Below are 12,974 nucleotides of genomic sequence, written 5' to 3'. Positions count from 1 at the left end.
TTTGACTTTTGACTGATGAACGACGAAGTCTACTCAGTAGCAGTTTCAGTAGCAGTTTCGGTACTGCTATCAGCTTCAGTCGCAGTTTCGGTGCTACCACCACTTTGCTCTTGGTCGGACACAGCCTGCAAAGCACGAGCCAGTGAACCAGGAACTTCGTTGATACCCACAGCAATCTTGGTAGCCAAGGCGTTGATAGCCCCAGCAATTTGTGCAATGAGTTGTTCTTTGGATGGCAAGTCTCCTAGTACCTTGACATCAGGTTCTTTGAGTAGGCGACCTTCCAGTACACCACCGCGAAGTTCTGTCTTCTTGGTGACTTTTTGGAATTCTTGGTATGCCTTAATTGCCGATGAAAAATCTTCTTTTATCAGCAAAAAGGCGGAAGCACCGTTAAGTAATTCCGACAGAGGTTGCCATTTTTCATCGTCTTTAATAGCAATGCCCATCAGGGTGTTTTTAGTCACTTTACAAACAGTGCCACTGGGACGCAGCCGCCGCCGTAAGTCTGTGATTTCCGAAACTGTTAGCCCTTGATAGTCAATTACCAGTGCCAGAGTTGACTCACTCAAAGTTTCTTTGAGGTCAGCTACTATTTCTTTTTTATTTTCTAGTGTTCTACCCATTCCAATCTCACCTCCTTAAAACAATCGGTGATTGCCCTACTTGTACATTTCTTCTAAACCTGAACGCAAACAACAAACCCCGACTAATTTAGCCGGGGTTGAGTATTAAGACTCCCGATGTCATAATTTATTACACCTTTAGGGGTAATCGTTTTGACAATTAGAGTTTTAACCTCGGCAGGGTATTTAAGCTATTCGCACCTGCTGTCTCCGGCTTTGCCTATTCAATTTGATCATTAGTCATTTGTCCTTTGCCTTTACAAATGACTAATGACTAAAAATTAACCAGCTTCGCTCAGTTTTAAATCTCGTAGGGCGGTGACATCAATTTTAATTGATGGCCCCATTGTGGCTGACACATAAAATGTACGCCAATAACGACCTTTAGCTCCTGAAGGACGATTACGGTCAATCGTTTCCTGCAATGCCTTTAGGTTAACTAACAAATCTTCGGGCGAGAAGGTTGTCTTACCAAACATAACATGGACAATACCAGTTCGATCGGCTCGGAATTCTAATTTACCTGCTTTGAATTCTGCGATCGCACCTGCTAAATCAAATGTTACGGTTCCACCCTTGGGCGATGGCATCAAACCACGCGGCCCAAGTAACTTACCCAGCTTTGCCACCTGTGGCATCACATCAGGTGTGGCAATCAGCTTGTCAAAATCCATTCTACCTTTCTGGATTTCGTCAATCAGTTCTTCTGACCCAACTAAATCAGCACCAGCAGTGCTGGCTTCGTTAACCTTTTCACCTCTGGCTATCACCGCCACCCGGACGATTTGTCCTGTACCTTTGGGCAGTGCTACCGTTGTCCGCAACTGTTGGTCTGTATACTTGGGGTCAATTCCCAACCGGATATGCGCTTCAGCAGCTTCGGTAAATTTAGCTGTTGCTGTGTCTTTGAGAAGGGCTAAAGCCTCTAGGGGATGATAGTCTTTCTCTTCTACTTTTGCTTGCAGACCCTGCAAACGACGCGATATTTTTGGCATTTTGTTCTCCTGGGGTAAATTCCGAAGCCTCGCCTCTCCCCCGATAATTTTTGGTTACTTGTCCTTATGTCCTTTGTCCTACCCTGCGGGAAGCCGCTGGCGCGTCTATGTCATTTCCTAGTTTTTTTTAATGACTAATGACCAATGACTAATGACTAATCTGTAACTGTTACACCCATATTTTTAGCCGTTCCTGCCACAATCTTCATTGCTGCGTCGATATCGTTGGCGTTGAGGTCGGGGAGTTTGGTTTGGGCTATTTCTTGCAATTGTGCTTTAGTTATTGACCCAACTTTCTTTTTGTTGGGTTCGTTTGAGCCTTTTTCAACTTTCGCCGCCTTCCGAATCAGCACTGATGCAGGTGGCGTTTTGAGTACGAATGTAAAACTCCGGTCTTCAAAAACCGAAATTTCTACAGGTATCACCATTCCAGCTTGGTCTGCTGTTTTGGCGTTGTACTCTTTACAAAACATCATGATGTTGACACCATGTTGACCCAAGGCGGGCCCAACTGGCGGTGCTGGGTTGGCTTTTCCAGCATTCAGGGCCAGTTTAATGACCGCCACTACTTTCTTCGCCATTTGTATTTAACTCTGTTTCTCTACCTGATTAAATTCCAATTCTACTGGTGTATCCCTACCGAAAATTGAGAGTAAGGCTTTAAGTTTACTCCGCTCTGGAGAGACTTCAATCACCTCGCCTTCAAAGTCTTTAAATGGGCCAGAAAGCACCATTATCTTATCACCAGTAGCCATGTCAATTTTGACAACAGCTTCTTGTTCGCTGGTTTGTTTGAATATACGCTCAACTTCTGAAGAACTCAGTGGTATGGGGTTGACATGACCGCGACCCTTGCTGCTACCACGTTTTTGTTCTGAGCCGACAAAGTTAATTACATGGGAAGTGTTGCGTACCACCTGCCAAGTATCATCATCCATCATCATCCGCACCAGCACATAGCCAGGGAAAACTTTTTCTTCTGTATGCTGGCGACTGCCATCTTTGCGGATTTTCACCGCTGGCGTTTGCGGAATTTCTACCTGGATAATTTTGTCACCTACGTCAAAAGTTTGAATGCGTTGCTCTAAATTAGTCTTTACACGCTTTTCACAACCTGAAGCTACTTGTACTGCATACCAACGTGCTTCTTTTGACGCTGCTTCTGCTGCTTCTGCTGCTTCTGCTGTTTCTTCTGACTGCAACATTGAGTTGCGTGGTTCATCTGTTGCAAAACTCATTAGAACACCTGTTTTGCTGCCCAATGAAACAATCCATCGACCAAGTATATCAAAGATGCGGAGAGTGCCACCATTAACAACACAGCGGCGGATTCGCTCACTATCTGTTTCCGACTGGGCCAAACTACTTTTTCAAGTTCTTCTTTGGTTCCCTGTATGAAGTTGCCAAAGCTAAACCCACTTACGGTTTCTGGCAATTCTGCTTCACTTTTTTTGGCCACGACCGTTTATCTCCCGTTTCTTATACTAGATCCTGTTTAATTGTCATTTAAGTTTGCAGTTTCGACTCTATTTCACTTACTGGAAGCAAAACAACTGCAAATACAATGAGTTTACCCGAAATTATTAGCGCTAACTGCTATATTAGCAGCTACGTAATTATTTCGGGCTTTGTTTTCTGCTTTTGAGCGCGCCCTGGAGGACTTGAACCCCCGACATCAGGTTTTGGAGACCTGCGTTCTACCAACTGAACTAAGAGCGCACAAGCTATTTTTGATTCAGTGATTGCGCTGAACTAAATTTCAGTTTAACGCAATATGCGATTTACATCATACCTTAATTTTGTTGGGAAAACAAGTTAGCGGCAGATGCCGCTTGCAGAAAAGAGATTTCTCCCATATTTTTGCGGGACGAATCACAAAGGGCGGTCAAACCGTTGCTTGATCCGGGTTGCCTTACCTACGCGATCGCGGAGATAATATAGTTTAGCACGGCGTACTTTACCGCGACGTAACACCTTAATGCTGTCAATCCGGGGAGAATGCAACAGAAATACCCGCTCAACGCCCACGCCTTGAAAAACCTTACGAACTGTAATAGTTTCATTGATGCCGCCATTGCGCTTGGCAATCACAACTCCCTCGTAGGGTTGCACGCGGTATTTTTCGCCTTCCTTGATTTTCACTCCCACTTTTACAGTGTCGCCCACATAAATGTCGGGCAGATTCGATTTTATTTGTTCCGCTTCAATGGAGCGGATAATCTCTTGAGCGTTCATAGTCTTTCTGTCTGCTTAAAAAAAACTCACGATCATCAATGATAAATCGATAATCCTATTTCAGTCTACTTGTTAGGATTGATAATTGTACTGATACAACAGCCTGCATATCAAAGCTATATTGCAAAATACCGTACTATAAAGGAAAAATTTATGAAATTTAGCATCGTCATCAGTACCTATAATCGCTTGAATTTGCTGCAAAGAGCAATTGATTCGGCTCGTAACCAAACAATCGAGTGCGAGGTGGTTGTAGCTGACGATTGTTCTTCTGATGACACCCAAACCTATGTTAAAAGCTTAGGGGACAAAATTGTTTACCATCGTAACGAAGTGAACCTTGGTCATGCAGCAACGGTAAATGCTGGAGTTGCCAAAGCTAGCGGCGACTGGATTAAGTTCTTAGATGATGATGACTATCTAGCGCCTAACTGCATAGAAGAGATGGCAAAGGCGATCGCACTTCGTCCCGAAGCTGTAATCTGCTCTTGTGTAGCGGCTCAGGTGGATGGCAATGAAGTTGAACTCTCTCGCACCCCCCAAGTTGGCCCTGGTTTAGCTTTTTATATCCCACAAGCCGATATTCACTACGGGATGCTTTTAGAGCTTGTACCCTTTGGCACACCTGTACAAGTAGCTTGTCGACGTGATGCTTTCCTGCAAAGTAGTGGTTGGGACTCCACACTCGATGCTAACTGTGATGACATCGATTCCTGGATTCGGATTGCTCAGTTTGGCGATGCTATTTTCTTCAACCAGTGTCTTGCTTACCGTACTATCTGGCCGGGTGCATATAATCAAAAGTTTTCTTTGTCTCGGCGGTTAGCGACAAATATTTTGATGAAGGAGAAAATTTACGCTTTGGTAAATGAGCAACATCGCTCAAAGATTCCTGTCTTTCAGGATATAAAAAATTACCTAAAACTCCATTGGATTTTAGTCGCACTGAAGCAAAAAAATCTCAAGAGTTTTCTTTCAATGATAGATCCATCTATACTTTCTCCTCGGTCTTGGAAGTTTTTGCTAACTGCTGTTTCATCACGCCGCTCTCAGGGAAACAATTCTCAGATTCGTAAACTTGTATTGATTGAGTCGGATTATGATCTCTGGCAAAATACCCAGAATAAAAGCGCCAGTCTTCAGAACTTAGAATTAGATTCTGTGCCACTGGTGGACTTGCCCGTGAGCGCCCAGTCAACCTCTGAGCGCTAGACGAAGACGTTACTACCAACTACTAGATTTGTCGCAGTGAAATTATTCAAAGTTGCCACGGTGTCATTATGATAATAACCCCCAGTGTAATTGACTTGTGTCGAAGTACCTGACTGCACAAACTTTAGATGGCCATCTAAGATGGGATTGCTGCAAGTCAAGATAACCTGAGCACTTAGTTGAAACCGATAAGACAGGAAAACAAGCTGCTTATAAACCTGATGCTCTTAAAAAAGTAGAGGAGTAATGCTTAGTCATGAGTAAAGATGTTAAAGCGGTGATTGACGAGTTTCATCAAGTTGTCAATATGACACCCAAGGAACTAGAGTCTTGGTTGGATACGGATGAGTCACAAACTGTCGGACAAAAGGATGGCGACGATGAGTCAATCGGTCATAAATCTGGACTGCGTATCATCCAGCTATTGCAGAGAAAGGATGATTATACCAACGACGATCTTTCGCACATGAAGAAAGTTATTAGTTACGTCCACCGTCATCTTGCACAGCAGCCATCGGGTGATTTGGAACATACACGCTGGTGCTATTCTTTGAAGAATTGGGGACACGACCCACTCAAGTAAAGTATCTCATATCCCGCTATTTAGCTTGGCAAATTCCCGCGATCGCCCTAAGTACAGTTTTGCGTAAAAGCATAGCATTTTTAATGTAGGGGGATACATTGGCATTGCAGAGGGACGCATTAACATTGTATTGGGATGCATTGGCATTGCAACGTATTGCCTTTCATTAATTCGTAGCGAATTAATGAAATGCTGTACTAAGTGTTTACGCCGCAGAAACTACACAAAAACAGGTTTTTACAGCTGGATTTCAACTCCATATTGCAAAACCAGCCGATCCTGCCAAACTGGTAGCTGCGATTGTAGACTCACAAAAAATCAAGAGGTTAACACCCGCGTGATGCGCAAAGCGCAGCGCCAGTGGGAAAAGAAAATTATTCTTGCAGACGAGCAATTACACAGTGCATAACTTTAATTTCATTAACAATTCGATCCAGTTCTGTGGAGAGCAGAGTTTGTTCTCGAACGGCTTGTAATGTGGGAGTTAAAGTGTTGGAATTGGTGGCAATCTCTGATAACCGAGCAGTATGTAGCTGTTGGATTTGGTTGTGAATTGCTTCGAGATCGCTATCCAGCGCTGGTAATGGTTGAGGTGGCTGTCCCTGCCCAAGGGCATCTGCTAAGTTTTCCAAAACTTGGACAATGGTATCGGCAAGTCGCTTGAGTTCAGTAAATTGGTACTCGCCGCTAAATTCCCGCAGATGTTCTGCCAAAGTTGTTACCGAACTGAAAAAGCCACGAATATATGTCATCAGCGTCATTACAGGTTCGATTTCTCCGTGAATGTGACGAGGTTCGCTGAACAATCGTTGAGCTGCGGCGTTAGCGTTGACGTTTTCTAGTGCTGCTTGGTGGCGTAGCATGTTGATAGAATCAGCAAACGCATTATGTTCTGGATGGAGGTAGTTAGCAATCACCTGTTGAAAGTAACTAAGATTAGCTCGAATTGTCTTTTCCAATTGTGCAGGAAGTTGCTGTCGTTCCCAACGCGGGAAAAGCAAATAGCTACCAAGCAGGGCTAAGGCACCCCCAGCAAAGCTATCGAAGATCCGCAATACTCCAACCTTCCAGCCACCTGCACTAATTATGTTGAGTAGCAATATGATGGCGGGAGTAAGTAGTATGGTGAATATACTGTAGCTTAACGGTCGCACCGACATCGCCACAAACACCAGCACCAGGAAACAAACTGCGATCGCCAATTGATTCTTAACTAATAAAACCAGAGCAATACCGATAATTCCACCTAAAATAGTACCGATAACTCTTTGGACTGTTGTCTGTGACGTTCCACCAAAGTTGGGTTTAAGTGCAACTAAAGCTGTGAGCGTTATCCAGTAGCCTCTAGGTAGTTGGAATAGCGAGGCAAGTAATTCAGCAAGCGTTGTGATTAGTGCCAGACGCAACGCATGACGAAAGAGGACTGAATCAAAAGTTAAATTATTTCGTAGCGTATCAATAATTGTAGAACGCTCTGGTTGGGCTGGGGGGGAAATATCTCGCTGGGCAATGCTGTTGCGTAGTTTTCCTTGGCTTAAATCTGTAACAATCTCTGCATCAGTATGAATTTGCTCTGCCAGCTTTCTCATACTGGCTGTAATCTTCCCAAGGTTAACTAGATCGGAATATTCATCTGTCTGAGCAGTGATGGTTTGATTGAGGACTTGAGAGCGTAGAACTTGCCTTTGGTGTTCTAGTGCTTCAATACTTCGATCCAGATCCCCTAAGTGAGGTGAGTTTTTTCCTTTGGCGATCGCTTGTGATAACATTTGCAGAGCAATTGCCAACTGTTTTATCACTTGCTGAATTTCTGGCTGTAACCGAGAAAATAGTTGATGTTCGGATGCGATCGCTAATAGTTCGTTCAGTGCTACAACAGAATTGACAATTTGATTTATATCCTCAATTAATACGAGTAACTGATTTCCCCGCAGGTTAGCTCCTTTTTGCCTAGTCCAGATAGTTGTCCAGACGCTACGGGCAGATGTCAAGTTCTGAATGAGTGTATCCTGAGCTTGCAAAAATTGCTGTTCCCACTGCTGACGATCTTTTGGATTTAATGGTCTGTGGCCTACCAAATCCACAAAATTGCTTAATGAGAGATAACAGTTAGCGACTATCTGCATTGCAGGTACATAAGGACGCACCACCCACAGTCCTAATGACAAGACAGTTGTCCATGTTCCACCAGCCAGACATAGCCCACAGTGTTGAATAAGAGTAGACAAATTAGAAAATGAAGCGAATCTAGCCAGCGCAATCACAAACATAATCGAAGTAATCAAGCTGACAGATGCAGCCACGTTGCCATAGAGATTTGCTAAACCTGTGATAAATATTACCAAGAATGTGGTCGGGACAGCTAACCAGAGATGACTGCTAACCAGACTTGCGATTAGGAACATCACAGTTACCCCAATCGTAGCTGCGATCATAGCAGTCGCTCGCTGACGGTAGGCTCCGTCAACATTTACCATTCCAACAAACCAAGCCGCCATAGTGGCGATCGCACTTTCCGCAGTATGACCTGTAATGATTCCAATTCCAATCGGGACACCCAGTATAAAAAGGCTACGCAATCCAGAGGCAATAGCGGGCTTACCTGGCTGGAGTTGAAACTGCTGCAACAACCAACTAAGAGGACGTTTATCTGTAAATGGCATTATGAGACTGGCGACTATAACAAAGCGTGATCGCTTCTTACAGCATTTTAGCCAGATATAACTGCGTGGAGGATGTCTGTAATATGTCTTTTGAGGTCATTCAGTTGTTTAATTTTTACTATCACTGGTGCATTTACTGAGAATGACTTCCAGCCCATTCTGTACTTGTTCAAGTTCTTGGCGCTTTTGGTAAATCCACATTTTTTCAGCTTCACGTTGTTCCAGAGTTTCGTTGTGAGCTTTTTCCTGCTGTTCGAGGAGATTTTCGTAAAGTGCGATCGCTTGTGCGATTACTCGACTAGCTGATTCAACTCGGCTATTAAAAACTGAGCCAACTATTTCATCTAATTTCTCAGAGAATTTATCTATAGATTCATCAAATTTTTCAAATCCTAGTTCAAAAATTTTTCCCTTTATTTGGTCTTTTAGTCCATCAAAATCTAGCATTCCTAAACCAAACGAACCCGCAATTGCAGCAGCTACACTTGATCACTAGCAGCCTTAACAAATATAGTATCCAGTTCTTGAAAATGAGCAGGATTGAGTAAAAAATGTACTTCATCTAAAGCAATAGGCTCCACATTTTCTTGATGAGTAAAACCAGCTTCTAAAATTGCTAAATGTTGTGATTTAATGGCTAAGTGCTTGGCAACTATCTCCAAATATTTTTTCTCGTGAGGGTCAATTTGACCATCTGCTGCTGACATTTCATAGCCAAAACCAATCAACAAAAGCTTTTCTGACTCTGAAAGGGGAGCCGCTAATGCTAGTAAATTATTAACTTGCTTATAAACTTGATTATCTTTGACTCCCTTAATCATCAAATGTGTCAACTTACGCACATGACTTTCTGGAATACTAAATCGATAAAGGGTTGTCAGTAAACGTTGCTTTTCTGACTCTGCTACTGTGCCATCTACAAATATCACTCCCAGCAGCACCGTGACTAAATTTGCCAGAAATATCACAGGTGGGGTGAGATTCTTTTGAGTCAGTTTTTGTCCGGTAATCTGCGACAATAGCTCAACAGTCTGAGAACTAACCAGTGAAGTATCCATAAACTATGTAAGGCGATAGAGTTTTCAGGCTTAGTATGCCCACATTTAGACAAAATTAATTAATATACCGAATAAATACGGTTATCTTTACTTTTTTATACCAGTTAGGCTCAAGAAAATTAGCTTTTAGCAACCTAAAAATATGCTGTTCCAATTTGCGTCTGCAATTCAAGCTGGTATTGATGCTGGTAAATATCTACAAGTCTTTAGCAATGGAGTACCCTTAAGCATGGCTAGAGATGCAGTTAGCGGGCAGTTTATTGCCCATGCTATTGGTGCTACAGTCAACAACAGCCCTTTATCTCCACTGATAGCAGCTTCTAATCTAGTCACGAGTGGGGCGCAGATGTATCAAACTCAGCAAGGCTTTACAGCAGTACTGAATGGCTTGCAAACTATACAGACTAGCTTGGGTGTGCTGCAAGCAACTACAGCCTTGATTGGTGTGGGAACAGTAGCGGGTGTAGCACTGACAGCAGTCAATCTGCACCAAACTATGAAATTAAGAAAAGAAGTAGAGCAAATGAGGCTGGAAGTCAAAAACGGTTTTATTGACTTGAAACAAGCTTTAAAAGACCAAGGTGTAGAAATTAGGCAAATAATTGAGCAAGTAGCCCAAGATATCAAATTTGAACAACATCGCATAGCTTTAGTAAGGGCGTATGGAGTGTTTATCCAGGCGATGAACCGCTTCCGTTCAGCGATGCAATTGCAAGATTTCAGTCGGAGGAACGCTGAGATTGATAGTGTCAGAGGAATGTTATTTGCGGCTTTAGCAGATTACAGTAATCCCCATTTACTGGAAGAAACCTGTGCAGCTGGTCAACTACGCAGACTCGAATGCGCTTGGGCAATTGAACAGGTGATTGTTGCAACTTATCAAGTGCAGAATGAGGTTTCAGCAGTGAGCGATCGCCTGTCTCATCTCCAAGATAAAATCTGTCAAGATGCTCTCACTGTGATTAATAGCTGCGAATCACATGATGAACTTGATTTTCTCTTTCCCGAAATTATCCGCATTAAAAATCATGATTTAGCAGTATTGGATTCGTGGCAAAATCATATTAATTGGATACAATTGCTTCCTTCATCAGATTTAAAACTTTTAAGTAGCGCTGATTTTAATAACTCAGATACTCACTCCTCCACAATCAATTTAGCAGAACCGCCAGAAGAATTAGTATATGAGAGTTTAGCCGAAAAATCTCATTTCTATTCGCTTCGTGACCAGTTATTATTTCTATTCAAGCCTGAACTACGTCGAGAGTACGAATTTTATATTAGTGAACAAGCTGGAATTACTGGTTATAAAACATTAGTTACATCTAATTTACAACAGGCATCAGACTTAACTGTTGGTAATCTTTATTACTACTTTAAAATCAGAGAGGAATCGAAAGATGAGACAGAGTTAGTTTCAGCTAATTAAAACACCTACGTAAATTCTTAAAATAACTATTTTCTCAAGTCCGCATAGGCGGACTTTTTTGTATAGCTGCGACTTTCAGTCACTTGAGCATTATTTACTCAAAGACTACTGTCCTATTACCATATACTAATACACGATTTTGTAAGTGCGATCGCACCGCTCTTGCTAATACAATTCTCTCCAAATCTTTGCCTTTTCTCACCAAATCATCAACTTCATCACGGTGGGTAACTCGCACCACATCTTGTTCAATAATTGGGCCTGCATCTAAATCAGGAGTGGCATAATGGGCTGTTGCACCAATAATTTTCACACCACGTTCAAAAGCTCGGTGATAGGGGTTGGCTCCAATAAAAGCTGGTAAAAATGAATGATGTATATTAATAATTTGCGGAAATTGACTAATAAAATTTGCACTAACAATCTGCATATATTTCGCCAATACAACTAAATCTATTTTGTATTTATAAAGTAATTCTAGTTGTTGAGTTTCTTGTTCTGATTTATTGTCTTTAGTGATGGGAATGTGTTGGAAGTCAATATTAAATTGTTCTGCTACTACATTTAAATTAGAATGGTTACTAATAATTAAAGGAATTTCAGCAGCAAATTCTTTAGCGCGTTGTCGCCAAATTAAGTCAAATAGACAATGATCTTGCCGACTTACCCAAATAGCAATGCGTGGAACTGTATCAGAAAAACGTAATTCCCACTTAGCGTCTAAAGGTTGTGCGATCGCATTAAATGCAGGAGCAATAAACTCTCGCGGTAAATTGAACCCATCTAATTGCCATTCAATACGGGTAAGGAATAACCCAGCAGCAAAATCTGTGTGCTGGTCTGCATGGATAATATTACCACCATTAGAATAGATGAAATTGGCAAACTTTGCTACCAATCCCCTTCGATCGGGGCAGGAAATCAGCAATGTTGCTGTCGGATTTGTCATAATAATATCGCCAGATTTGGAATTAACTATTTGCTGTTTGTCAGAGTCGGATTGGGAATGGTGAGCGGAGGCAGTTTCTGACTATTATCTACAGGTTGTTTCCACTCTGATAATTCCCGATTCACGGCATTGGCAAAATCTGTAGATACCAACAGCACATTTATATTTCCATCAGGTTTAGCAGGAGGGTCAGCTTGAGCATACAAAAAACGCCCGTTAAAGTTAGATTTACCTAAAATTAACTGATGGCTTTGTCGGTTTTTCAGGGTGATATTAATAGTTGCTTGGGGTGGATCTAAGGCAAATTCTTCAAGCTGTTTTGCTGGAGTTGGTAAAGTACGCTCGCTATTACCCTTGACCAACAAATCCATTAAATAAGAAACAATAGCATCATTTGCTGGCCCAGATATCGGAGATTTTATTAACCACTTGGGGTTACTAGAAGATTCAGGGTTACGTTCCAGATTCAGGGTGAGTTTTTTTGTCTTGACTGTTAAAGACTGCACATCATCTTCTCCAAAAGAGAAAATTTTCTGCTTTTGCTCTTTTGTTTCTTCTCGCACAGTTGCACCACGAATTTCATAGAAGTAAACAAAACCACCTAAACCTAGCGCTAGCAGTATCAAAATTAAAGTCGTTCGCGGCAATTTCATTTTTTAGTCATTTGTCATTTGTCATTGGAATTGAGAGAGAATTCTTCACTCTACCGTCGTTTCCACCAAATAATAACTGCGATCGCAAACCCAATTAAGGGTAAAACCAACAGAGATAACAATATTAAAAGATTACCTTGTGTAGTTGTCAGGGTTATCCGCCGGTTTTTCGGTTCTTTGGGACGAATGGAAAGAGGTTGCTCATCCTGTTGACTCAGCCAAGTAACTGAGTTGAGGAATACATCTCCATTTAATTGCTGTTGAAACAAACCATCGGTGGCGAAATCGGAATTTCCTAAAACTACTAACCGTGACTCGGTAGCTGTTTGAGATGAGGCAGTAGGGGAAGCAGGAGGAGTGGGCGAAGCCTTGCTTTGAGTGGTTGGTGATGGTAAGGGTAACGCTTGCGGAGTCTTGGGGGAAGGGGAAGCAGTAGGGCTAGCCTTACTTTGAGTGCTTGGCGATGGTAAAGCTTGCGGAGTCTTGGGGGAAGGGGAAGCAGTAGGGCTAGTCTTGCTTTGAGTGCTTGGCGATGGTAGGGGTGAAGGTGTAGGTGCAGCTTGGAGAGTTG

The 12,974-nt window shown here is 42.3% G+C and carries 14 protein-coding genes, 1 tRNA gene, 1 pseudogene and 1 other annotated feature; of the genes and pseudogenes, 3 read left to right on the top strand and 13 right to left on the bottom strand.

The features are described from left to right. Nucleotides 1-29: 29 nt before the first annotated feature. The 7 genes from rplJ to rplS all read right to left on the bottom strand — a co-directional run bounded on the left by rplJ (nt 30) and on the right by rplS (nt 3,856). Nucleotides 30-626, bottom strand: a complete 597-nt coding sequence (rplJ, locus tag ACFE93_RS09490; protein ID WP_375473061.1) for a 50S ribosomal protein L10 — start codon at nt 624-626, stop codon at nt 30-32. A 62-nt stretch (nt 627-688) separates the two neighbouring features. Then, nucleotides 689-858: a sequence feature (ribosomal protein L10 leader region), on the bottom strand. A 49-nt stretch (nt 859-907) separates the two neighbouring features. Beyond that, entirely contained in the window at nt 908-1,621 is a 714-nt protein-coding gene (rplA, locus tag ACFE93_RS09485; RefSeq protein WP_375473060.1) for a 50S ribosomal protein L1, read from the bottom strand. Between the two features lie 155 nt (nt 1,622-1,776). Then, nucleotides 1,777-2,202 (bottom strand): 50S ribosomal protein L11, encoded by a 426-nt coding sequence (gene rplK, locus ACFE93_RS09480; RefSeq protein WP_094348918.1) that lies wholly within the window; start codon nt 2,200-2,202, stop codon nt 1,777-1,779. Nucleotides 2,203-2,208: 6 nt separating this feature from the next. After that, nucleotides 2,209-2,859: a transcription termination/antitermination protein NusG gene (gene nusG, locus ACFE93_RS09475; RefSeq protein WP_334825388.1), complete on the bottom strand. Its 651-nt coding sequence runs from the start codon at nt 2,857-2,859 to the stop codon at nt 2,209-2,211. After that, a complete protein-coding gene (secE, locus tag ACFE93_RS09470) occupies nt 2,859-3,080 on the bottom strand; it encodes a preprotein translocase subunit SecE (RefSeq protein ID WP_375473059.1) in 222 nt (73 codons plus the stop codon). The genes nusG and secE overlap by 1 nt, the downstream gene beginning before the upstream one ends. 187 nt (nt 3,081-3,267) lie before the next feature. Continuing rightward, nucleotides 3,268-3,340 (bottom strand) — tRNA-Trp (locus tag ACFE93_RS09465). Between the two features lie 153 nt (nt 3,341-3,493). Beyond that, nucleotides 3,494-3,856 (bottom strand): 50S ribosomal protein L19, encoded by a 363-nt coding sequence (gene rplS / locus ACFE93_RS09460; protein WP_094348921.1) that lies wholly within the window; start codon nt 3,854-3,856, stop codon nt 3,494-3,496. Nucleotides 3,857-4,009: 153 nt separating this feature from the next. Between rplS and ACFE93_RS09455 the strand changes: the two genes are divergently transcribed. Beyond that, on the top strand, nt 4,010-5,068 hold the full coding sequence (locus tag ACFE93_RS09455) for a glycosyltransferase family 2 protein (protein ID WP_375473058.1): 1,059 nt from the start codon (nt 4,010-4,012) through the stop codon (nt 5,066-5,068). Between the two features lie 256 nt (nt 5,069-5,324). Beyond that, complete coding sequence (locus ACFE93_RS09450; protein ID WP_375473057.1) at nt 5,325-5,651, top strand: DUF3140 domain-containing protein; 327 nt, start codon at nt 5,325-5,327, stop codon at nt 5,649-5,651. Nucleotides 5,652-6,025: 374 nt separating this feature from the next. Here ACFE93_RS09450 and ACFE93_RS09445 read toward each other — a convergent pair whose 3' ends face one another. From ACFE93_RS09445 to ACFE93_RS09435, 3 genes are all read right to left on the bottom strand, one after another. Further along, on the bottom strand, nt 6,026-8,314 hold the full coding sequence (locus ACFE93_RS09445; protein ID WP_375473056.1) for an FUSC family protein: 2,289 nt from the start codon (nt 8,312-8,314) through the stop codon (nt 6,026-6,028). Between the two features lie 108 nt (nt 8,315-8,422). Next, nucleotides 8,423-8,761 carry a hypothetical protein gene (locus tag ACFE93_RS09440; protein ID WP_375473055.1) on the bottom strand — a complete coding sequence of 113 codons (339 nt, stop codon included), beginning with the start codon at nt 8,759-8,761 and terminating at the stop codon, nt 8,423-8,425. A 32-nt stretch (nt 8,762-8,793) separates the two neighbouring features. Then, a complete protein-coding gene (locus tag ACFE93_RS09435) occupies nt 8,794-9,372 on the bottom strand; it encodes a TerB family tellurite resistance protein (protein WP_375473054.1) in 579 nt (192 codons plus the stop codon). 142 nt (nt 9,373-9,514) lie between these two features. Here ACFE93_RS09435 and ACFE93_RS09430 point away from each other — a divergent pair, with 142 nt between their 5' ends. Then, nucleotides 9,515-10,801, top strand: coding sequence for a hypothetical protein (locus tag ACFE93_RS09430; RefSeq protein WP_375473053.1), 1,287 nt, complete (start codon nt 9,515-9,517; stop codon nt 10,799-10,801). A 94-nt stretch (nt 10,802-10,895) separates the two neighbouring features. On the opposite strand, the gene purU is transcribed toward ACFE93_RS09430, so the two are convergent. From purU to ACFE93_RS09415, 3 genes and pseudogenes are all read right to left on the bottom strand, one after another. Continuing rightward, nucleotides 10,896-11,750 (bottom strand): formyltetrahydrofolate deformylase, encoded by an 855-nt coding sequence (purU, locus tag ACFE93_RS09425; protein ID WP_375473052.1) that lies wholly within the window; start codon nt 11,748-11,750, stop codon nt 10,896-10,898. A 26-nt stretch (nt 11,751-11,776) separates the two neighbouring features. Beyond that, nucleotides 11,777-12,403: a DUF4340 domain-containing protein gene (locus ACFE93_RS09420; protein WP_375473051.1), complete on the bottom strand. Its 627-nt coding sequence runs from the start codon at nt 12,401-12,403 to the stop codon at nt 11,777-11,779. A gap of 50 nt (nt 12,404-12,453) precedes the next feature. Then, nucleotides 12,454-12,974, bottom strand: a pseudogene (locus ACFE93_RS09415) (ABC transporter); the annotation flags it as partial.

Origin of the sequence: uncultured Nostoc sp. (assembly GCF_964247315.1) — a bacterium.
Taxonomy (GTDB): domain Bacteria; phylum Cyanobacteriota; class Cyanobacteriia; order Cyanobacteriales; family Nostocaceae; genus Nostoc.
This window is presented reverse-complemented; position numbering and strand designations above follow the sequence as displayed.